This window comes from Microbacterium zouquanmingi (assembly GCF_052266695.1).
Taxonomy (GTDB): domain Bacteria; phylum Actinomycetota; class Actinomycetes; order Actinomycetales; family Microbacteriaceae; genus Microbacterium.
Map to the genome: position 1 here is coordinate 1 of NZ_JBQPQZ010000002.1, position 21955 is coordinate 21955.

Sequence of the window (21955 nt, forward strand, 5' to 3'; positions counted from 1 at the left end):
CGAAATCCTCACAGCGTTGGAGTCAACTAAACCGTCAGCAGTCCCACGCGAGTGAGGCTCCACCGAGGCATGCCCTCGGTGCCCGCTCGCGCGGTGATCTAAAACGACGGGCTACATCATTCCAATCACCACAGAGCCCACAGTGGGCTCGCAGGTCAACCCACCGAGTGCTTTCAGAACCTCCGCGGAAATAGATTTAGTAGTCACATCCGTTAACATGCGCAACAATGGTCCCATGACACTGCGAGTAGCCCATACCGCGCGCGCACCGAGAGCGCGCACCCTTGTTGCGACCGTTGTGGTGCTTCTGGGGATCTTCTCCAACATGACTCCGACGAGTGCGAACGCCGCGATCGCGAGCCCCTCTGGTGTATCGGTGGCAGCGTCTTCCCGCAATGTATCTACGGCGTCGATCAAGCCAGCTGCGGATCTCAGGCACTTCAACCCGGGCGACATCATGTCGGACGAAGTGTTCTTCAACGGTGCGACGATGACCGAGGCAGAAATTGACGCGTTTCTTCGCGCCAAAGTGTCTTCGTGTCAGTCAGGATACGTCTGTTTGAAAGACTTCCGGCAGACTACTGCGAGCAAGGGCGCGGATTCTTACTGCCGAGGTTACAATGGGGCTGCTGGCGAGTCGGCGGCACGAATAATATACAAGGTCGCAGTCTCGTGTGGCATCAATCCGCGAGTCCTTCTCGTAATTCTTCAGAAAGAGCAAGGCCTAGTCACGCACTCCTGGCCGAGCGAATTTAGGTATCGCAGCGCGATGGGACAGGGCTGTCCCGATACTGCGGCGTGCGATGCTCAATATTATGGCTTCCAAAACCAGGTCTTCGGCGCAGCGCGGCAGTTCCAGATTTACGCGGAAGGCCGCTACTTCACCTATTACGCTCCGGGAAAGACCTGGAGCGTGCTTTACAACCCGAACCGAGCTTGTGGCTCTTCGCCGGTCTACATCGCAAACAAAGCGACAGCTGGCCTGTACTATTACACGCCCTATCAGCCAAATGCCGCTGCGCTAAATGCAGGGTACGGCGAAGGCGACGGCTGCTCGGCGTACGGCAATCGTAACTTTTATCAGTACTTCGTGGATTGGTTCGGGAGCACTCAGATCTCGAATATGACCATCGTGAAGAGCGTATCTAGCGCCGATGTCTACCTGATCTCGGAAAACTCTCGATGGCGCATCGAAGATCTCGAGTCCTTCGGTGAGTTGAACGCTGCATACGGGCCGATGCGACTGGTCAGCGACGCCACGGTGGGCGCCTACTCGCTGAAGGGCACGACGAAGTCCATTCTCCGTGACCAAGCGACCGGAACGATTGCCATGGTCCAGGGCGGCCAGATGCATCGAATCCCGAGTTGCGAAATCGTCACATATTGGGGATCCGCCTGCGCCACACCAACGAATGTGAGCACGGCCCTGTTCAACCGCCTGCCGATGGGCGCGGAAGTGAGCACTTACTTCCAGGTTCGTGGAACTAGCACGTGGGGTCGGTTCGATTCCTCGACGACCGCCACTCCGTTCTTCGACTCGAGGGCGGCGGCAGCGCTAAACAACACGCCTGGTTCGCCGCCGTACGCGCCATATATCACTGCGGGCCAGTTCGCCGCGTTGACGAAGGCAGCACCGTATTACGCCCCGATCTCGGTGGTTAAGGCTGACAACGACAGCAAGGTGTACCTCACCGTCGATTTCGACAAGCTGGTGTGGATTCGCAACTGGACCGAAGTCGTCGAGTACGGTGTTGGACCGGGTTCTATGGTGACAGTCCCTGCCAGCGGCCTGTCGCGATACCGTGATACCGGTCTGGTGATCAAGACGGGCCTCCGCTGCGGGAGTGCGACCTACCTCGTCGCGGGTGGCGCGCTGGCGCCGGTGGGCTCGTCGGCGACCGCCGGACTCCCGGTCATGGATGCCGGAGCGCAGACCTGCGCGCAACTGCCATCGACCGGCGTAGCAGGCACGGTGCTCGCGGTGAAGACGGCGACGTCTCCATCGGTCTCGATCATCGAGGCGGGAAAGCAGCGCTCCGTCCTCTCGTGGGATCTCCTCGTCCAAGCTAACGCCGGCGCCGCTCCGAGCATCGCGACCGTGCAGCCCGCGACACTCGCGACGTTCCCGACGGGACCCGCGATGGCAGACGGGCAGGTCGTGAAGGTCAGTAACTCGCCGGACATCATGTTCGTGAGTGGACAAACGGCCTATCGAATTCCCTCTGCCGGTGTGGCCGACGACCTCGGCATCGGACTCGCATTCACGATGTTGTCCGATGAGGCTTTCAGCGGACTGACGAAGGGCATCGATATCGGACCGTTCGTAACGTGCGCCGGACAGAGTTACGTCGCGGCGTCTGGTGACCTCTGGCAGATTAGTTCTCAGGTCATGGCGGTCGCGTCGACCGTAGAGATGAGCGCCCCGGCCTGCGCGCGCATCGACCTTCAGAGCAACAGCGCGCGTGATCGGATCTTCGTCAAGTCGTCGACGTCCGGCGACGTCTACGTGGTCGAGGGGGGAACAGCACAGCATGTGACCTCGTGGGCGACGCTCGTCACGCTCGCCGGGACGTCATCGCCGCAGATCTTGACGCTTTCGTCGAGCTCGCTTGCCGTGCTGCCGAAGGGGAACCCGGTCTGATTCTCGGCGAGCAGCCGACAGTCAGTCCGAAATCTCCCACAGGGTTATCCGGCCGTCGCGCTGCTCACCGTCGAGGATAGCCTCGTCCGGCGCGAGTTCGTACTCTGTCGATGCGACGCGAACCAGACGATCGTCGTACCTGTTCTTCCAGTCGGTCGCACAGTTCGAGTCCGTTAGGACGAAGCGTGTGTTCGACTTCTCCATCGCGTCCAGATCAAGATCTCCTTGGTCTCGTGCCGCGATAATGTCGTCGATGGCATTCTTCTCCGCGGGCCACGCCATGCCCAGGTGGTAGTACGCGAACGGTGAGCCGGACGTGACCTTGGCGGTGCGGTTGTCAACGCACCGTTCCGTGACGATCAGACCGGCGACTGGATCCAGCGACGCTTCGTTGGCCATTGTAGCGATCGCCGTCTCACGCTCCGTGGAAGGATTCCATGACGCCTGCATCGTGCCGTCTCGAACGGAATTGACCCAATCGGGTACGGATGCACCCCACGCGATTATTGCGACCACGGAGACGGCTAGGAAGGCGGGCCTTCTCGACACCATCTTCGTACGTCGACTCGTGTCGGCCGCGTCACGGACGAAGAACGTTGACAGTCGAGCGAGGCCAAAGAGCACCGTCACTCCGCCGATCAGCAGTCCTTCAATCCAGAACCGATAGGGCTCGGCGTTCGCCCCCCAGATGTCATTGATAGCAAGGAACGGAAGCACGAAGAGCGTTGTCGACGCAAGAGCGACCGTCATTTGGTCGCGCGCTCTGACGGCGAGAACGAGGACGAGGATGAGGGGCAGCAGCACCGGAACTGCACTTGTCAAAGCCTGCCAGGAAACGATCCCCAGCTGGTGGTTGGAGGCCACGCGATAGGAAAGGAATGGGTCTCCTGAAACGACGCCGCCGAGTGTGAACACGATCTGTGGGGCGGCAGCGAGAGCCGCAGCCATACCGGCGCCTGCGACGAGGCCTCGCGTACGCACGATGGCATACACCAGCCCTGGGAACGCGGGCACCAGTCCGAACATGAGCGTCGGTAGCTGCCCGATTCGATCTGCGAGGAGGGGACCGAGCGCGAAGACGAGAACGAGTAGGAAGCCGCTCATGATCAGGATCGGTGTCCGTCGCGCACGGACGAACACGATGGCTGCGACCGCTGCCCCGTATACGAGGAGGTAGGTGAACATGAGGAATGAGTATGTTTGAAAGCTGGAGAGTACGCCGACCATCGCGGCGGCGACGATCGTCACGATGACCCGAGTGCGTGAATGACGCTGGCCTGACCAAGCCCAGACCAAGCCCGACGCTGCTATGAGCCCGACGCACAGACCAGCAGTTTCAGCGTTATTGGAGAAGAGCACGCCATAGGGTCCCCACAGCACCGCGTGAGCCTGCAGGCTGGTGTACCAGCTATCCGGATTCTGGAGGTAAGCGAACGTCCCTGTGAAGAATGGGAGCGGTGCAAGGAGAGACACCCACCAGCGACGGGATAGCGACGCGGCGACGAGACCGATCGCTGCGACGGCGATCACCTGAAGTACGAACGACGTTAGGTTCCAGGCTGTCACCGTGGGAAGCCCTAGCGTGCGAGCCACGACGCCGACGATCGAGTAGTAGAAACGGGGATAGTGGCTGACCCCGGTCATCGTCACAGGCTCTGTGGAGTCAAAGTGTCCGTTGGCGACGTCTGCCGAGATCGCAAGATAGCCAAGCTGGTCGTACCAGAAGTTGGTTCGCAGCTGGGTGAGCGGGTTGTGCCCGCGGCCGATTTGACCCACCTGTTGCATCAGCACCATAGCGATCCCGCTGGAGATCGCGGCAGTGGTAGTTAGGATGAGGGAACGTCGGCGGTCAGGAACTGGCACCGGTTGAGCCTACCAGCGTGATACGACACGCCATCAAGACGATCGGCGGCGAACATGGGAGGCGCCGCCGATCCATCGGCTAGCCTCGATATGTGCTGAACACTGCCGAGCCCTCCCAGACCGCGACAAGAACACGGCCGGTTCTCTCTTCGCTTGCCTCAAACCCTATATTCTGGTGGGCGGCAACGGCCGTCGCGGTCATCGGCGTCAGCTCGATGCGGATACTGAGGGCACCTCGCTTCTTCTTCTGGGATGACTCCCAACTCGGTGCGTACGGTCAGTGGTATGGCCTCGGTGATCGGCTCCTGAGCGGCGACCCGACGCTGTTATCGCCCGGCGCTTGGCAGGGGGGGAACTATCTCGCCGAAGGACAGTGGGGGATTTTCAATCCGCTGACATGGCTGATCGCGATCGGGACGCACGCGATCGACGATGCGGTGATCTACACGACGCTCGTGAAGGTGTTGCTGCTGTTGGTGCTCGCAACCGGGGCGTTCTTGGTCGCTCGAGCGTATGGCGCGGCCCCGTGGTGGGCAGCGATCGCGGGTCTGACCGCTGCGACCGGCGGTCAGACGATGTTCATGGATGCTCCTTCGTGGGTGACCGGTCTGCAGAACGTCTCAATGTTCGCGCTGAGCTGGTGGGCGCTGAAGCGACACCTGGACGGCAAGATGGGGCCGTGGCTGTACCTCGTGTTCGGCTATTTGCTTGTCACAGCTGGATACGTCTTCGGCGTGATTGAGCTCGCCTTCCTCCTCATCGCGATGGCGGTTGAGCGCGCCGTCGCACGCGACTGGACGAACGTCACCCGAGTGTTGCTCGTCGGCGTCTACACCGCTTTGGTGACTGTTGTGATCTACCTTCCGGGGATGCTGACGTCTCCCGTGACGAATCGCGACAGCGCGGACATCCTGAACGATCAGTTCCTGAACATGGACCTCGGCGACCTCGCCACTTCTGCCATCTCGACGGCGACGAGCTCGGTGCGCGGCTACTGGGGTGATCTCGTGCCGGTGCCGTTGCAGTACGTGACGTGGCTCCTTCCGTTGCTGGTGCTGTGCGGCTCCTGGCGACGCTCTCTCAAGTCGCTCATCATGCCGGTGCTCGTGCTCGTCTTCAGCATCGCCCTGGTGATCGGACCCAGCGTCGTCGGCCCGCTGCGCTACCCCGCGCGGATGATGCCGTACGCGGTGCTCGCGATCGCCGTGATCATCGCCGTCGTTGCGACCAACGGTCTGCCCCGGCGCGTCGAGCCCGTTCGCGCGTGGAGCGCCGTCGCAGTAACAGCCGCGTCAGGCTGGCTCGCGTGGGCAGCGCAGCCTGCGTCCTGGAAGTGGGTGCTGCTTGCGATCGTGCTGCAGGGCTCGTTCTTCCTGCTGCTCACGGCGAAACGCCGACTCCGTCCGCTGGTGGCGTCCGGTCGGCGTGCCGCGGGCGTCCTCCTCGTGGCCACGCTGATCGTTCTGGTGCCGCAGATCGTTAAGTATCCGACCAGCCCATTGGGGAACTTCAACGTGCCGTCGTCGGTGTCGGCGATGCGAGACGTCGCCGCGGACTGGGATCCTGGAATTCTTACGGTCGGAGACGTATACTCGCTGCAGCTCGGCGCGCCGGCCACCTATGAGGAGTCGTTGCTCGCGAACCTCTGGTACGTGACGGGAAAGGAGGCGGCGAGCGTCTATACGGTGCTCCCGTTCAAGGCATTCTCGGAAGCGCTCTGCGCCGACCTGCGAGGAGCGACCTGCCCGGAGGCACTCGACGTGCTCTTCGATGACGCCAACGACCAGACGCTCGCCGACGACATGTCGTTGAACACCGTGGTCGTCGTCAAGGGTGACGGACTGGAGCGTATTGGTACACCGCCGGCGGGCTGGTCGGTCGAGGAGCGCGAGTTCACCTGGCTGATGACGCGCGACGAGCCCGTGGATTCTGCTGGTGGGATCGCGCGCACGAGCGGCGACGCGAACGTCAGCGTCGTCTCACGCGATGACATGTCGGTGACGTTCCACGTTGATTCAGTGGGAGCGGACGGCGGATCCGTCGTCTTCAGCCGATTGGCGTGGCCCGGATACACGACGGATGGCGGGATCATCGCCGATCCGGATCGCGGCTTCCTGCTGACGTTGGACATCTCGCAGGAGGATGCAGGGAAGGACATCACCGTGACCTTCCGTCCCCCGGGCTGGAACCTCGAGCTGGCCTCCGCGGGCGGCGCACTTGTCGTGGCCGTCGCAGCTGGTGCCCTCTGGATTCGGCGCCGTCGGGTGTGAGTGGCGTGGTCGCGTACGAGTGACATCGTCGCGCTCGGCGGGCGCGCCGACCGCGCGCGAGCGCTCGGTCAGGAAGGCAAGATGTGTTGGCTGAGCTGCGCTCGGTAGATGTTCCCGAGCCCCTCGGGGACGGTCGTCGAGACGAACGCATCGAGCTCCGGCCAGACGATCGAGCGGACGCGGAGGTCAGCGGCCTGACCGGTGGCGTCTCCTTGCCCTATGACGATCGGCACCGGCTTGCGCCGCAGTCGTGACATCTCGCCCATGATGGCGCCGATAGAGAGAGCATCCATCGCGCCGACGATCTTCGTGACGACGCTGCCGGCCGGTTCTGAACCCACTCGCGACATCGCCGCAAGGATCACTCGCGCACAATCATCCACATAGATGTAGTCGCGCAGCGTGTCGAGCGGGACGTAGATCGACACGGGGCGACCCGTGACATAGCTCTCGACGATGACGGAGATGAGCCCCTGTCCCTTGCCGAGATCCTGGCCGGGTCCGTAGAGGTTCGTGATCCGCGCGATGAACCCGCGTAAGCCGGAGGCCGTCGCCGTGTCACGGAGCGCCTGCTCCATGCCAATCTTCGTCTCGCCGTAGGCGGTAATGGGCACGGCGGGGGTCGCCTCGGTGAACGGCGGCGACGAGCTCCCGGCGTACGCACCTCCGACACTCGAAGCGAGGAAGATCCGACCGCGCGCGCGCACTGACTCCGGGAGCTCGGAGACCGCGGCAAGGAACTCGCGGAACACCGCTCCCTCGGCGAGCATGTCGTCGCGGGGCGTCGAGGTCACACCACGACCCGCGCACCAGTAGATGCTCCATTCGCCGTCGACGCCTGTGACGAACGTGGTGAGACCGTCGCGCAGACCTTGGACGGATGCGCTTCGATCCGTCCAGTTCACCGCGACGGCGAAGGCTGGGCTGTCGAGCTGTGCGGAGATCACAGAGCCGAGGAGGCCTCGGCCGATGACCCAATCAGCCGTCTGCACGCTGACGCCCGAGCGGCCCTGCCTTGGGGTCGCGCACGATGAGGTACGCCGGTTTGCCGAGCGCCATGTTGACGGCGACACCGATGTACTCGGCGATGATGCCGAGCGCCACCAGGATCGCGCCGGTGCCGAGGGCGGTGAGCACCATCTGCGAGGTCCAGCCCTCAGGGACGTTCCCACCGGCGAACCTCATGATCGTCAGCCAGAGGGCGAAGACGATGCCCCCGAGAGCGAAGAGCGCTCCGAGTGCGGTCACCAGTCGGAGGCCACGGGTTCCCGATGTCAGAATCATGCGCCAGAAGTGGGCCATCAGCCGTCGGTACGAGTACCCGGAGCGGCGATCGCCCTCTTCGCGGAGTGCCACGGGGGACGTCACAATGTTCGCGGCGACCCAGGACAACGCGACGTCCAGGTAGACGCCGGTTCCCGAATACGCGGCGACCGAGCGACCGACCTCGCCGAGGATCAGGCGGAAGCTGTTGAAGTTCGATGCGCGTCCGCCCCCGAACACGGTCTCCAGGATTCGCTTGGATGTGCGGGACGCCGTGTTGCGGACGTAGCCATGTGGCGGCGCGTTCGTGGGCTCCGCGTAGACGACGTCTGCCTGGCGGGACATCGCCGTGTCGAGCAGCGATCCCATCGCGGACGGATCGTGCTGGCCGTCCTCGTCGAGTGTGACGACCCAATCGCCGCCGGACGACGCGATTCCGGCGAGCGAGGCTGCATGCTGGCCGAAATTCCGACTCAGCCAGACGGCCTTCACATAGCTGCGCTCTGCGGCGAGTCGGCGGATGACACGGGCAGAGTCATCGGGACCGTGGTCGAAGGTGAGCACCACTTCGTGCACCACAGCACGGTTTCCGCCGCGAGTCGTGAACGGCTCGGTCATCGGGGCGATCTCGTCCATGATCGTCTCGAGTGTGCGCTCACCCTGGTAGACGGGAATCACGACCGAGATCCGATGCACGTACGAGGTCTCCGCCGTCTCGCCTGCACTCATCGCATTCTCCGTTCCAGTACTCGGTAGCTCAGCCTTCTCACGCGGGCCATGATGCTCGCACGGGCATTGCCGATCACGACGTCAATCCGCTTCACGGCATCCGGGTAGGCGTCATGCAGCCACTCATGGAACTGGTGCGCCTGGGTCGCCTGCTCTTTGACGAGCGCCACGCTCCACTGCGTGGTGCTCATGCGGAATGTCGCGCCGGTCTCGAGATCGGGCACGAAGTCGCCAGTCATCAGGACCCGAGAGTACGAGGCCTGGTCGATGAGGTAAGGGAAGCGGTCGTACCACTCGCCGGCGTCCTTCAACGCGGACGTCCGCATCATCACGGACGCGGGTTCGCCGAACTGGTTCGAGCCCGCACGGACCGCCCGCCGCACGGCGGCGCTGCCCGGCATGCGCTTGCCCAGTCCGCGGAGGCCCCACCCCCGGAACAGGATCCTGCTGTCGGCGTCCACAATGTCGCGTCGGCACGCGGTGAAGACCGCGCTGGACTCGGCGAGGAGTTTGGCCTGTCGGGCGAGAACTCCTGGCCGAAGCACGTCGTCACCGCACACGAGCTTGACGAACTCGCCGGTCGCCTCGGCGGTGACACGATTCCAGTTGCGAGGGGCCCCGCCACCCGCTGGCGTGCTAAGGAGCGTGAGACGAGGATCGGACTCGTACTGCGCGACGACGTCGCGGGTGCCGTCGATCGAGGAATGGTCTGCGACGATGAGCTCGAGGTCCACGCCGGTCTGGGCGAGGACTGACTCGATCGTCTCTCCGATAACCTTCGCATTGTTGTAAGCGGGGATGACGACGGAGACGCGAGGGACTGTCAAGAATCGGCCTTTCTGCGGAAGGAGAACCGCGAGTGGCCGACATAGCTGACCATCGTGGTGACGAAGACGATTAGCGCCTGCGCGGGGATCGGGGGAATGTTGGCGAGCTCGACCAGCACCGGAAGCAGCACCGCGTTAACGCCGAGCGCGACGAGGTAGACCGACTCGAAGCGGGCGAGGTCAAGCCAGACATGCCCGCGGACGCGGAATACGAACCGCCGGTGGAGGACGAACGCGCACAGCACGCTCGCCACGTGGGCGCAAAGAAGCGTAGCCATGTAGCCCCAGTGTCTGCCGATGGTGAGTTCGAACAAGATGAACCAGAGGAACCCGACACCGGTGTTGACGGTCCCGACGATAAGGAAGGCGATGCGTCGGTCCTTGATGAGCCTCAGGAGCGGACCATCTGGCGCGCTCTGATCGGATTCACCATTCTCGGGAAGTGCCATGGGTGCTTTCGTCGTGGCCTGTGCGCTCAAGTTCGCGGAGCGCCGATCCGGGCATCGGATCCTGATCAGCCTACCGAAGGATTCTGGATGCCCGATGACCTGGCGGAGAGACACGACGCTCTCTGAGACCGTCATCCCGCCGTCGAGAGAACCGGGTCCAGCTGCTCCGCGAGTGCGGTCCTGGCGCTGGCCGCGAAACTGCGGGTAACGTGATTGTCATCGGAGTAGATAACCAGTCCTCCGGCGCGGGCATAGCACCGTTCGGCGTCGCAGAACGCGTCATCGAGGGAGATGAGTGGCGCGCCCGTACGTGTGGCAGCAGCGGCGAGAGGATCGTCGAAAGCAGCGTCCGACCGTACCAAGGTACAGTCATTCGGGCCAGAGGCGCGGCTGAGGCAGTCGGAGGCGCTCCCCCCGCCTTGCGGCGGTACACCATTCATCTCCGGGGGGTCCTTAAAAACGATCACGGTCTTCCCTGCATTCTCGAGCCGGGTGATCGTGGCAGCGACGGCATCCTGGGTCAGCCCGGCGGGATTGTCCTCCGAGGTAATGTACAGCCGCGTGCGGTTCGTGAGAAGGACGATGTCGATCGTGGGGTCCGCCTCCACTTGAGCAACAGCGTCATCGGACAGGCGACGGCAGTTGTCCGCCGTCTCCGGGTAGCCCCACGCGGTGCTGACAAGAGCGTCCACGAATGCCGGACAGCCCGAAATAAGGAACGTGGACGTGGACCACCCCGCGTCTGACGAGATGCTGCTGATCGCTTCGACCCAGCGGGTCGCGTGGGAGTCACCGACGATCGCGATACGCGGTGCTGAGTCGTCGCCGAAGTCGCAGCGGCGCACATTGTCCGCCTGCGCCGACACCTCACACGCAAGGACTTCTTCGGGCGGGTTGTCGGCGCTGAACGACGATAGGTCGGCGATGAGGGGGATAGACGCCGCATCGCCACAGTCCTCGTCCAGCATCGCCTCTGCACCGACGCAGCTAACAGGAACGGCGCCTGGAGCGGGCACGGGCGTCGGTCGCCAAAGCGCCATCGGCAGCGTGCACACCACCATGAGCGCCATTGCGGCTGCGACCGTCGCGAACACCCAACGGTTCCCCAGCACTGATGACAGGTGCCCGGTGCGAATCGGATCCTCCACGACGATCTTCGACAACCAGCCGAGGGCGATCGACGCCACGAGTACGCCAATTTTCTCCGCGGTGGACAGCTCTCGCAGCAGGACGAACGGAAGTAAGACGATCAACGGCCAGTGCCAGAGATAGACGCCGTACGAGATGTCTCCCACAAACTGCACCGGACGGCTTCTCATGGCGGCGCTGGCGGAGAATCGCGACGACGGAGCACCGGCCAGAATCACGAGGCACGTGCCGACGACCGGCAGCAGGGCCGTGAACGACGGGAATGGCGTGGCGGGACCGAAGAGAAGAACGGAGGCGAGAATCATAGCGAACCCGAGCCAAGAGACAATTGCGGCGACCCACGGGCCGGAAATCACTGTCGTCCGGCGCGCCAGGAGGATGGAGAGAAGGGCTCCGAACCCGAACTCCCACGCTCGTGTGGTCGTGAAAAAGTACGCCATGCTCTGGTGAGTCGACGTGAACAGGATGGAGTGCAGGAGTGATGCTATGACAATTGCACCGATACCTAGCATCATGGCCTTGCCGCGGAGCCGCCCGAGCTTGGGCGCAAGAGCCGAGATCAGCACTAGCAGGAGAGGCCAGACGATGTAGAACTGCTCCTCGACCCCGAGTGTCCAGAAATGTTGAGTCGGGGACTTCACATTTGACAGGGCCATGTAGTCGACTGACTGCCATGCGAGTGTCCAATTCTCGGCGTAGAGCGTGGATGCGATGATCTCGCTTCCGAACTGCGACCAGCGGGCTGTCGGGACGACGAGGTAGACGGCGGCAGCCGTTGCCATCAGAACGAGCATGGAAGCGGGCAGGAGACGTCGTGCGCGCCGGGCCCAGAATCGGCCGAGAGCGATCTTCCCAGTGCGCTGTTGCTCGCGCAACAGGTGCGCCGTGATTAGGAACCCGGAGACGACAAAAAACACGTCGACGCCCACGAAGCCGCCGGGGAGCCGGGTTGGCCACAGGTGAAAGACCAGCACCGAGACAACAGCCAGCGCCCGCAGAGCCTGGATCTCGGGTCGGACGCCCGATCCCATGCGCTCGGAAGCTGAAGGCCCCGGGAGCGTCGTAGACCAGTCAGAGGCCGCGGTGTGATGTGCCATGAGGTCCTTCGCAACGATGATGCCGTCTGCGCGACAAGAGAGAGGGGGACTGGCCGCCGATGCGCGACGGACCGATCGGATCGTGGGCGGACCGGTCAGGAAGACTCTATGTCATGTGTGTGCACCTGTGTAATGCGTGTGCACCTTTCTGTCAGGTGAATGACCAATAGAATCAACAGGCGAATCCGCTCGGCCGAGATAGCAGTGCCAGCGGAATAGTCAACTGGAAAGCAGACAAATGGATCTCCTCGTCGTCGGGTCGGGTTTCTTCGGCCTCACCATTGCTGAGCGTGCCGCAGAAGCTGGCCGCAAGGTCACCGTCATCGAACGCCGCCCCCACATCGGCGGCAATGCCTACAGCGAGGCGGAGCCCGAGACGGGCATCGAGATCCACAAGTACGGGGCGCACCTGTTCCACACCTCGAACGCGACGGTGTGGGAGTACGTGAACCGCTTCACGACGTTCACGAACTATGTGCACCGCGTCTACACGAACCACAAGAGTGTCGTGTATCCGATGCCGGTGAACCTCGGCACAATCAACCAGTTCTTCCAGGCTGCCTACTCGCCCGATGAAGCGCGTGCGCTCATCAAGGAGCAGGCGGGCGAGTACGACGTCAAGTCAGCGCAGAACTTCGAGGAGAAGGGCATCGCCCTCGTCGGCCGTCCTCTGTTCGAGGCGTTCTTCCGCGACTACACCGCGAAGCAGTGGCAGACCGACCCGCACAAGCTCTCGGGTGACATCGTGAGCCGTCTTCCTGTGCGCTACAACTACGACAACCGCTACTTCAGTGACACGTGGGAGGGACTCCCGACCGACGGCTACACGGCGTGGCTCGAGCGCATGGCCGACCACCCCAACATCGAGGTGAAGCTGAATGTCGACTTCTTCGACGAGTCGCAGCCACTCAATCGCAAGGCGCTCGTCGGCCAGGTGCCGATCGTCTACACAGGCCCCGTCGACCGCTACTTCGACTACGCCGCGGGTGAGCTCAGCTGGCGCACGCTCGACTTCGAGCAGCAAGTCCTGAACATCGGTGACTTCCAGGGCACACCGGTGATGAACTACCCCGACATGGACGTTCCGTTCACGCGCATCCACGAGTTCAAGCACTTCCATCCGGAGCGCAAGGACGTCTACCCGACGGACAAGACTGTCATCATGCGCGAGTTCTCGCGCTTTGCAGAGAAGACCGACGAGCCGTACTACCCGGTGAATACTCCCACTGACCGTGAGGGGTTGCTCGCCTACCGCGAGCTGCAGAAGGGGGAGCAGGACGTCCACTTCGGCGGACGCCTCGGCACCTACCAGTACCTCGACATGCACATGGCGATCGGCTCGGCGCTGTCGATGTGGAACAACACTCTCTCGTAGACTCGACCCTGTGAGTCACGCTGCTGTCGGGGCGCCGGGAACGCCCCGGCGGTATCTTCATTCGCTGTGGCTGCTCTCTGCCCGAGACCTGAAGGTCCGGTACTCGACGAGCTTCCTCGGCTACCTCTGGTCGGTCCTCGATCCCTTGGTGATGAGCGCGATCTACTGGTTCGTGTTCACGCAGATCTTCCAGCGCAGCGTGGGCGAAGACCCGTACATCGTCTTCCTCATCAGCGCCCTCCTGCCATGGGTGTGGTTCAACTCGTCGGTCTCGGACTTCACCAAGGCTTTCAAGAAGGATTCGCGACTCGTTCGCTCGACGAACATCCCTCGCTCCATCTGGGTGAATCGGACCGTGCTCAGCAAGGGCATGGAGTTCCTCTTCTCGTTACCCGTCCTGGTGCTGTTCGCCGTCTTCTCGCCCGGGACCGAGTTCGGCTGGGGAATACTGTGGTTCCCCGTCGCGATGCTGCTGCAGGTGATCCTGCTCGTAGGTCTCGGATTGCTGGTCGCGCCTCTCTGCGCGCTATATGCCGACCTCGAACGCACCACGGGCCTCATCCTGCGCGCGCTCTTCTACGCGACACCCATCATCTACAGCGTGTCCAATATTCCGGAACCGTTCGAAACGCTCATGTCCTTCAACCCACTCGCCGGCATCTTCACGCTCTACCGCATGGCATTCTTCCCTGACCAGTGGCATCTGGACACGGTGCTGATCGGGGCGGCGATGTGTCTCATCATCTTTGCGCTCGGTGTGTGGGTCTTCCGCACTCTCGAGCGTGCCGTGCTGAAGGAACTGTGATGTCTGCAGCGATCGAAGTCAAGGATCTCGGGGTGCAGTTCCGGCGTAACCGACGTGGACGTCGCAGTTTCAAAGACCTTTTCGCCGATACTTCGCGGCGCAGCCGTCCCGGTGAATTCTGGGCACTCCGCAACGTGTCATTCACAGTGCAGCCGGGCGAATCCATCGGCGTCGTTGGGCGCAACGGTCAGGGCAAGTCGACCCTGCTCCGCCTCGTGGCCGGTGTCCTGCTTCCCGATGAGGGCACAGTCAAGGTACACGGGGGGGTTGCGCCGCTCATCGAGCTCACCGGCGGCTTCGTCGGAGATCTCACCGTTCGCGAGAACGTGCGTTTGACAGCAGGCCTGCACGGTATGCCGAAGGCGGAGATCACCCGTCGTTATGACGACATGATCGCGTTCGCAGAACTCGAGGAGTTCCAGGAAACGCCGTACAAGCACCTGTCGAACGGCATGAAGGTGCGTCTGGCCTTCTCTGTCGTCTCCCAGCTCAATGAACCGATCCTGCTCGTCGACGAGGTTCTCGCGGTGGGCGACAAGGCGTTCCGTGAGAAGTGCTATCGGCGCATCGATGAATTGCTCGCCGAGGGACGGACGCTTTTCTTCGTCAGCCATAACGAACGCGATCTGCGTCGCTTCTGCACGCGCGGACTGTACCTGAACAAGGGCGAGCTCGTGCTGGACGCTGGTATCAACGACGTGCTCGATCGGTACAACGCCGAATCCACGTGAGCTGGGTCTCTGAGACTACTGACCGAGCTTCTTCTGCTCAATATCCGCGTTAATAGCCGAGAGCTCGGGATGCGCGTCAAGCAGGCTGATGATCGCTTCGGCATCGAGCTTCTCGGCGTCGTGTTGTTCGATCAGGCGTCGCAGCAGAACGAGATCCTCGGGCGTATCGAGCGTCAGCCGATGGTGCGACGAATCCTCAATACGACGTATCGTGTGCAGTGAAGCGTGGCGGGAGCGATTGAGATAAAGGTATGGCGTCACGTGCTCTCGCTCGACGGGGTCACGAGAGAGCGCGTTCGCTTCGTGAAGAGCGCGGGCGGAGAAAATCTCAAAGTCGAAACCTCGAGGGTATGTGCGTTCGAGAACATTCGATACGTGGGCATACTCGTCATGGATCTCGCGATAGCGACGGATGCCTTGCTCGATCACGGTTGCGTCTATCAGTGGGCAATCAGCAGTGACGCGCACAATCACGTCCAGCTCGAACTCCCGTGCCGCGCCGGCGAACCTGCCGAGCACGTCGGTTTCGCTTCCTCGAAACACCGCAGCACCCAGATCGAGTGCCTCGCTGGCGACTGCATTATCTGTCGAATTCGTGGTCGTCGCGACAATAATGGGCGCGTCGACTGATGCGAGACGTGTCAGATGATGGGCGAGCATCGACCGGCCTCCAGCGGGGAGGAGCACCTTGCCTGGGAGTCGCGTGCTCGTCATCCGTGCCTGCGTGACGAATCCGATTCGAGTCAATGTAGTGCTCGGATCAGGGCGTCGACCACCCGATCCACTTCCGAATCGGTGAGGTCAGGGTAGATCGGCAGCGACAATTCTTCAGCGTAGAAAGACTCCGCATTCGGGCACATACCGCGCTGGTATCCGGCATCCGCGTACACCGGGTGCCAGTAGACCGGCATATAGTTCACCTGCACGCCGATGCCGTCGGCGCGCATTCGCTCGAAGATCTGTCGTCGACGATCATCAAGAATCCGAATCGGGTACAGGTGGCGGATGACGTCGACATGGTCACGCTGGACGGGCAGTCTGATGCCGTCGACGTCAGCGAGCGCACGGGTGTACCGAGCTGTGATCTTTGAGCGGCGGTCTTTGAAGGCGTTCAGGCGGCTCAGCTGAGACAAGCCGAGAGCACATGCGATGTCGGTCAGACGGTAGTTCATGCCGAACTCGTGGACTTCCTGATGCCAGGGCCCCTCAGTGGTGAGTCGGAAGCGTTCCGCGTCTCGGATCAAACCAATGAAGTGGAATTCGTGCGCACGCTGCGCGAGGGCGTTCTCCTTGGCCACGACCGCGCCGCCCTCGCCCGTCGTCATGTTCTTTGTGGGGAAGAACGAGAACGTGGTGAGGTCCGCGAGGTCGCCCACTGGCCGTCCCTTGTACGTGCTGCCTATCGAATGTGCTGCGTCATCCAGGACAAGGGCGCCGGCCCTCGCTGCAGAGCTGTTCAGCCGATCATAGTCGGCAGGATGACCAGCGTAGTCGACCGCGGCAATGATCTTCGTACGGTCGTCGATCAGAGCGTCAACGGCATTCGGGTCGATGAGCGCGGTATCCTCCTCGACATCGGCGAAGTCGATTGTCGCCCCGAGTACAGATGCCATGGCTGCGGTCGCGATGAATGTCATCGGCGTTGTGATCACTCGGTCGCCGGTAGAGACTCCGGCCGCTGCATACGCCATGTGCAGAGCAGCGGACCCCGAAGTGGCGGTAACCGCACGATGGCCGCCGGAAACTTTACTGATTGCTGCTTCGAACGCGGCTACAGCCGGGCCGGTGGTCAGCCAATCGCCGCGAAGAATTTCTGTGACTGCTTTAATGTCGTCCTCGGTGATGGACTGTCGCCCGTAGGGCAGCATCGTCATCGTCAGATACCGCCCTTGATGATTTCGACAATCTCCTCTTGCGTATACCACGTGTCGTTGCTGTCCGAGCGGTACGCAAATCCGTCAGGGACGGGTGTTGCACCCGCGGGGGCCTTGTATCCCCACGACGCGATGTCCGGCTGAATGATGAAGTACTTCCCACCCGCGACAGTAACTGCGCGACGGCCCTCCTCCGGGCTGATCATTTCTTCGTGGAGCTTCTCGCCCGGTCGCAACCCGACGTCGATGAGTTCCGCATCCGGTACTACTGCGTGAGCGAGGTCGGTGACCTTCATCGACGGGATGCGAGGTACTATCAGCTCGCCACCCTGCATCAACTCGAATGTATCGACGACCATGCGCACGGCGTCTGGCAATGTAATGAAGAAGCGGGTGCAACGCAAATCGGTGATCGGTAACGGCTCACCAGAAGCACCGAGCTTCGCGAAGAATGGGATCACCGATCCCCGTGATCCCATCACGTTGCCGTACCGAACGACGGCGAAACGAGTGTTGTACGCAGCTGCATAGTGATTGCCAGTGATGAACAGCTTGTCGGCGGTGAGCTTCGTCGCGCCGTACAAGTTGATCGGGCTTGAGGCCTTGTCCGTGGAAAGAGCGACCACCTTTTTGACACCGGCATCGATGGAGGCCTCAATGACGTTCTGGCTGCCCAGAATGTTCGTCTTTACGAACTCATACGGATTGTACTCAGCAGTGTCGACCTGTTTCAGTGCGGCAGCATGCACGACATATTCGATGCCGTGCAATGCGCGGGCCAGACGACGCTCATCACGGATGTCTCCGATGAACCAGCGCAGTCGTGGGTCATCGTGGAACAGCTGACGCACCTCATACTGCTTCAGCTCGTCGCGTGAGAAGACGACAAGGCGGCGCGGATTCAGATGTTCGAGGGCGTAGGCGATGAACGCCTTGCCGAACGATCCAGTGCCGCCTGTGATGAGGATGCTCGAGCCCTCAAGAATCGACACTGTGTCTCCCTCAGCCGTTGCGCGTAAGGGCGATGATGCCCGTGCGCTCCGACTATCCTATCGTTGGGCCGGGGAACGTGTTGGGCTGCGGCCGCGCCGCGGGAAGGTGACAGATGACAGGCCGGATGGTGGTGCTTCATTGCAATGCGGGTGGATCGATCGGCATGGGCCACCTCGTGCGCTGTCTCGGGCTCGCGGCGCTGGCGCACTCGCGAAGCTGGGCGACGGAGATCATCGGCGACATCAATGAAGCAGGTGCGATCCTTGCTGCGCAGCTGAGCCCGGCGTCACGACTCGTGAGTGCCTCCGGTGCAGAGCTCGAGAAGCATCTACGCGAAGTGATCAACGCAGGTATCGCCGTCATCCATTTCGACACCTATGGAGAGATCCCCGAGCTCAACACAACAGAAATCGTGGTGAGCAACATGCAAGATGGCTCATACGGTGTGCGCCCGGCGACTCTGGCGATTGACGCGAATCTGGGAGCAGAGAGGCATTTTCAACGAGCTGATCTCAGCGTGAACCAAATCGTCGGCATTGATGCCGCCGTAGTTCGCTCCCAAGTTCTTGTCCAACGCGAAAGGGTGCTTGAGTCATCGTCGAGACCGCGCTTGCTCGTAGTCATCGGCGGGACTGACCCCAATGGCCTCACCGCCCGGGTTATCGACGCACTCGACCGGGTCACGATACATCTCGACGTCACGGTTGTGTCAGTCGGGAGCGATGATGATGTGCAGAAATCGGCGGCTTCGTCCGCTCATTCGGTGGAAGTTGTGAAGTTCGTCAGAGACCTGCCAGCGCTCGCCCGCCAGCATGACATGGTGATCAGCGCATCCGGCACTTCCGTCTGGGACTTTGCCTGTATGGGGCTGCCGATGGCACTGATCTGTGCGGTGGAAAATCAGCGGGTGGGATATCAGGAGATCACCACTGCCATGCTCGCCGTTGGTTTAGGTTTCCCCCCTTACGAGGATCTTGAAGAGGCGGTGGCGGGCCTCGGTATGCTGGTGAGCGATCACGGCTGGCTGCGGCGACAAGCGGCAACGTTGAAAGCGACTGTCGACGGGAGAGGGGCCTGGCGCGTTGTTGCCGCCTGGGAGCAACTGGCGGAGAGAAATCCTGACAGGCGCCTTTCAGCACCGACGCTAAGCGCTCGGCCCGCAACTTCCGATGATGCGTGGCTACTATTCGACTGGCGTAACGACGATGAGACAAGAGCCCGCTCACGATTCCGCGGCGCGATCGACTGGGACTCGCACCGTGAATGGCTGGAACGTAGCCTCACGGACCCTAACCGCCGCCTCTTCATCGTGGGACCCGAAACTGATCCGGTCGGTACGGTTCGATGGGATAGAACGGCCGGTCTTGATTGGGACGTTTCGATCACGGTGGCGCCCAATCGTAGAGGAGCCGGAATCTCGCGCGGCGTCTTGGCTTCAGGAGAGCGCGCGCTCGCATCGGAGGTCGGTGCACCGTATCGAGTGCTGGCCGACATCCACATTAACAATGATGCGTCACGCAGATTGTTCTCGAGCGCGGGATATTTGCCGCACATGCCTGCTGATTCGGAAGGCTTCGAGAGGCGTGCGAAATGGGTCCTGCCACGCGATTGAACGGATCTCGTCAGATGAGGTCCCATGTCAGCGGCGTTCCGCGACGGACATCCTGTGTGAACGGGCGTCCAGCGACGAGGTCGAAGTCGTCTGGTGCGAGCCCTCCTGCCGGTCGGATGGATCGCACGTTTTTCGCGGTCACAGCATCGCCTGATCGAACATCTTCCACAACGAAAAGGGAGCGGCGTAACGCGAGTACTGCCTGCTCTTCAGCAGTCGGCCCGAAGCTCACACCGCTCTCGACCGCCGCTCGCGCTTGCTCGGACGCTGTGACGAGCGTGCTGAATTCCGTGGGGGTCAGCGAGAAGTCGGCATCTACGCCACCGTCCATCCGGTCCAAGGTCACGTGCTTTTCGATGGCGACCGCGCCGAGGGCGGCAGCAGCGACCGCGACCCCGATTCCGAGACTGTGGTCGGATAGTCCGATTGGCACACCGAAAGCATCGCGAAGTGCCTGAATATTGCCGAGCCGAGCCTCGTCAGGGGACGCTGGGTATGCCGCGGTACACGCGAGAAGGACCAAGTCCGAGCATCCTGCATTGCTGATTGCGGTGACGGCGGCATCGATCTCAGAGAGCGTGGCCATGCCTGTCGATACGATCATCGGCTTGCCAGTACCCGCGATCTCGCGCAGCAGTGGAATATCGACGATCTCGGCTGATGCGGTTTTGTAGATTTCGACGCCCAGTGCTTCGAGGAACTCGATGGAGCTGGGATCAAAAGGTGTCGAGAATGGGACTAAGCCATGCTCACGAGCTCGCATGAAGATGGGCTCGTGCCATTCCCACGGGGTATGTGCCTCTTCATACAGCGAGTACAGATTCCGCCCGCCCCACAGCTCATGGCCCTTTCCGATGCGGAAGGCCGGTGCATCTGAGTCGATCGTCAGAGTGTCGGCCGTATACGTTTGGATCTTCAGTGCGCTCGCTCCTGTGGTGGCTACGGCGTCCACGATGCTCAGTGCACGATCGATGTCTCCATTGTGGTTCCCTGACATCTCAGCGATGGTGAACACAGGGTGCCCAATTCCGATGGACGAGCGGGAGAGTTTGATTGGTCGCGCGGGGTTCACGTCCCTTACTCTATGCGCTGATCTCGTGCGGTGCGCGTGACAGCCGAGCGGACGGTTGGAACCGCCGACGTGTCCTAAGCTGATGTCCTATGGGCAGTTTAGACAAGCGTTTCGTCGACGAGGACGAGATCTCGCAGATGGGTATGTCCTTCTACGACCGAATCAGACCACTCGTTCGTACCTTCGCTGTCGGGGGAGTCGTGCGACGGGTCGCTGTGGTCGGTAACCAACCACTCGAGCCATCGTCTGAGCGTGCGGCCACGATTGATTCCGCAGACCTCGTGTTCCGTGTGAACGGCTTTCGCGTGGATGATGACACCACCGAACCCAAGGTGGGCGTGCGGGCCGACGTTGTTGTATTCAACCGCGGAGTCCGTCCAACGCCCTGGTTCTTCGACTCATACTCGGAGCGGCTTTACCTGATGATCGAGCCCGGACGCCTGCTCTGGGAGAATCCGAAGCTGCCAGCGTTTTGGCCCGCAGATCTCGGAGCGATCACTGTTCCGAACAAAGACGTCATTCTTCCTCTCGGCGAAGCGATGGGGCTCGACCCGCGAGCGGGGGGCCAGTGGGCAACGACAGGCACAGTGATGCTCTGGATTGTCACGCGGTTGTTTCCGGACGCTCATGTGGATGTCGCGGGGTTTTCATTTCTCGATGATCCTGGCCAGACTTCTTGGCACCATGCGTACGGTGACCCATCTCCGGTGGGTAATGAACATGCGATCGGGCTGGAGGCTCGTCTTGTGCGCCCGTGGATCGAATTCGGTCGTATCGACTATCACCGGTGATGACGACACAAATAAATGAGGAATAAATGCTGAATCGACTTCGCCGCCGATTTGACGCGGCAATCCGTCGCCGAATGGATGACAGATTCGAGGAGATCCGAACAGAGATCGGCCGTGTTCAAGCTGACTACGACGCGCGTCTGAGCGGAACCCAGGCTGACTTCTCCTATGTTCGCTCCGAGTTCGATAGAATTGCGCCGCAGGTCTCCGCTCTGGAGCAGCGATTTGAATGGCTTCGCCATCAGCTCGAGGCAGGAGCGCAAGGGACTGCCGATGGCGCCGTGGATCTCGCGCGCGTCGAGCATGAGCGTGCGCGGCTGAGAGTGGAACTAGCGGCGCACTATGAAGAGCGTCTGCGGCGGCTGGAAGCGGAATCCGGCGCCTGAGCCGAACCGATAGATTCCAACAGGGAGA

General features: G+C 61.9%; 18 protein-coding genes. 7 read left to right on the forward strand and 11 right to left on the reverse strand.

Annotated features, from left to right (window positions below):
- Positions 1 to 235 precede the first annotated feature (235 nt).
- Positions 236 to 2641: a LasA N-terminal domain-containing protein gene (locus ACTU6U_RS04165; protein WP_443467916.1), complete on the forward strand. Its 2406-nt coding sequence runs from the start codon at positions 236 to 238 to the stop codon at positions 2639 to 2641.
- Positions 2642 to 2662: 21 nt separating this feature from the next.
- Here ACTU6U_RS04165 and ACTU6U_RS04170 read toward each other — a convergent pair whose 3' ends face one another.
- Positions 2663 to 4417, reverse strand: a complete 1755-nt coding sequence (locus ACTU6U_RS04170) for a DUF2339 domain-containing protein (protein WP_443467917.1) — start codon at positions 4415 to 4417, stop codon at positions 2663 to 2665.
- Between the two features lie 302 nt (positions 4418 to 4719).
- On the opposite strand from ACTU6U_RS04170, the gene ACTU6U_RS04175 reads away from it, so the two are divergent.
- A complete protein-coding gene (locus tag ACTU6U_RS04175; RefSeq protein WP_443467918.1) occupies positions 4720 to 6774 on the forward strand; it encodes a hypothetical protein in 2055 nt (684 codons plus the stop codon).
- A gap of 68 nt (positions 6775 to 6842) precedes the next feature.
- On the opposite strand, the gene ACTU6U_RS04180 is transcribed toward ACTU6U_RS04175, so the two are convergent.
- The 5 genes from ACTU6U_RS04180 to ACTU6U_RS04200 all read right to left on the reverse strand — a co-directional run bounded on the left by ACTU6U_RS04180 (position 6843) and on the right by ACTU6U_RS04200 (position 12288).
- Positions 6843 to 7766 carry an NAD-dependent epimerase/dehydratase family protein gene (locus ACTU6U_RS04180; protein WP_443467919.1) on the reverse strand — a complete coding sequence of 308 codons (924 nt, stop codon included), beginning with the start codon at positions 7764 to 7766 and terminating at the stop codon, positions 6843 to 6845.
- Positions 7753 to 8766, reverse strand: coding sequence for a glycosyltransferase (locus ACTU6U_RS04185; protein WP_443467920.1), 1014 nt, complete (start codon positions 8764 to 8766; stop codon positions 7753 to 7755). The genes ACTU6U_RS04180 and ACTU6U_RS04185 overlap by 14 nt, the downstream gene beginning before the upstream one ends.
- Entirely contained in the window at positions 8763 to 9593 is an 831-nt protein-coding gene (locus tag ACTU6U_RS04190) for a glycosyltransferase family 2 protein (RefSeq protein WP_443467921.1), read from the reverse strand. Before ACTU6U_RS04190 ends, ACTU6U_RS04185 begins: the two co-directional genes overlap by 4 nt.
- Positions 9590 to 10042, reverse strand: a complete 453-nt coding sequence (locus tag ACTU6U_RS04195) for a GtrA family protein (protein WP_443467922.1) — start codon at positions 10040 to 10042, stop codon at positions 9590 to 9592. Before ACTU6U_RS04195 ends, ACTU6U_RS04190 begins: the two co-directional genes overlap by 4 nt.
- Positions 10043 to 10173: 131 nt before the next feature.
- Positions 10174 to 12288, reverse strand: a complete 2115-nt coding sequence (locus ACTU6U_RS04200) for an acyltransferase family protein (RefSeq protein WP_443467923.1) — start codon at positions 12286 to 12288, stop codon at positions 10174 to 10176.
- A 223-nt stretch (positions 12289 to 12511) separates the two neighbouring features.
- Here ACTU6U_RS04200 and glf point away from each other — a divergent pair, with 223 nt between their 5' ends.
- From glf to ACTU6U_RS04215, 3 genes are read left to right on the forward strand one after another with little or no spacing between them, the layout of a single operon-like run.
- On the forward strand, positions 12512 to 13663 hold the full coding sequence (gene glf / locus ACTU6U_RS04205) for a UDP-galactopyranose mutase (RefSeq protein ID WP_443468421.1): 1152 nt from the start codon (positions 12512 to 12514) through the stop codon (positions 13661 to 13663).
- Between the two features lie 10 nt (positions 13664 to 13673).
- Entirely contained in the window at positions 13674 to 14468 is a 795-nt protein-coding gene (locus ACTU6U_RS04210) for an ABC transporter permease (RefSeq protein ID WP_443467924.1), read from the forward strand.
- Positions 14468 to 15199 carry an ABC transporter ATP-binding protein gene (locus ACTU6U_RS04215; RefSeq protein ID WP_443467925.1) on the forward strand — a complete coding sequence of 244 codons (732 nt, stop codon included), beginning with the start codon at positions 14468 to 14470 and terminating at the stop codon, positions 15197 to 15199. The genes ACTU6U_RS04210 and ACTU6U_RS04215 overlap by 1 nt, the downstream gene beginning before the upstream one ends.
- Before the next feature lie 15 nt (positions 15200 to 15214).
- On the opposite strand, the gene ACTU6U_RS04220 is transcribed toward ACTU6U_RS04215, so the two are convergent.
- From ACTU6U_RS04220 to pseB, 3 genes are read right to left on the reverse strand one after another with little or no spacing between them, the layout of a single operon-like run.
- The gene (locus ACTU6U_RS04220) at positions 15215 to 15913 is read right to left on the reverse strand and encodes a cytidylyltransferase domain-containing protein (protein WP_443467926.1); all 699 of its coding nucleotides are present in this window, start codon (positions 15911 to 15913) and stop codon (positions 15215 to 15217) included.
- A 29-nt stretch (positions 15914 to 15942) separates the two neighbouring features.
- On the reverse strand, positions 15943 to 17073 hold the full coding sequence (locus ACTU6U_RS04225) for a DegT/DnrJ/EryC1/StrS family aminotransferase (protein WP_443467927.1): 1131 nt from the start codon (positions 17071 to 17073) through the stop codon (positions 15943 to 15945).
- Positions 17074 to 17075: 2 nt separating this feature from the next.
- Complete coding sequence (gene pseB, locus ACTU6U_RS04230) at positions 17076 to 18065, reverse strand: UDP-N-acetylglucosamine 4,6-dehydratase (inverting) (RefSeq protein ID WP_443467928.1); 990 nt, start codon at positions 18063 to 18065, stop codon at positions 17076 to 17078.
- Between the two features lie 113 nt (positions 18066 to 18178).
- On the opposite strand from pseB, the gene ACTU6U_RS04235 reads away from it, so the two are divergent.
- A complete protein-coding gene (locus ACTU6U_RS04235) occupies positions 18179 to 19678 on the forward strand; it encodes a GNAT family N-acetyltransferase (protein ID WP_443467929.1) in 1500 nt (499 codons plus the stop codon).
- Between the two features lie 10 nt (positions 19679 to 19688).
- On the opposite strand, the gene pseI is transcribed toward ACTU6U_RS04235, so the two are convergent.
- Positions 19689 to 20750: a pseudaminic acid synthase gene (gene pseI / locus ACTU6U_RS04240; protein WP_443467930.1), complete on the reverse strand. Its 1062-nt coding sequence runs from the start codon at positions 20748 to 20750 to the stop codon at positions 19689 to 19691.
- A 305-nt stretch (positions 20751 to 21055) separates the two neighbouring features.
- Here pseI and ACTU6U_RS04245 point away from each other — a divergent pair, with 305 nt between their 5' ends.
- On the forward strand, positions 21056 to 21541 hold the full coding sequence (locus ACTU6U_RS04245) for a hypothetical protein (RefSeq protein ID WP_443467931.1): 486 nt from the start codon (positions 21056 to 21058) through the stop codon (positions 21539 to 21541).
- Here the strand turns inward: ACTU6U_RS04245 and ACTU6U_RS04250 are convergent.
- Positions 21532 to 21846, reverse strand: a complete 315-nt coding sequence (locus ACTU6U_RS04250) for a hypothetical protein (RefSeq protein WP_443467932.1) — start codon at positions 21844 to 21846, stop codon at positions 21532 to 21534. The two genes, ACTU6U_RS04245 and ACTU6U_RS04250, sit on opposite strands and share 10 nt — an antisense overlap.
- Positions 21847 to 21955: the final 109 nt, after the last annotated feature.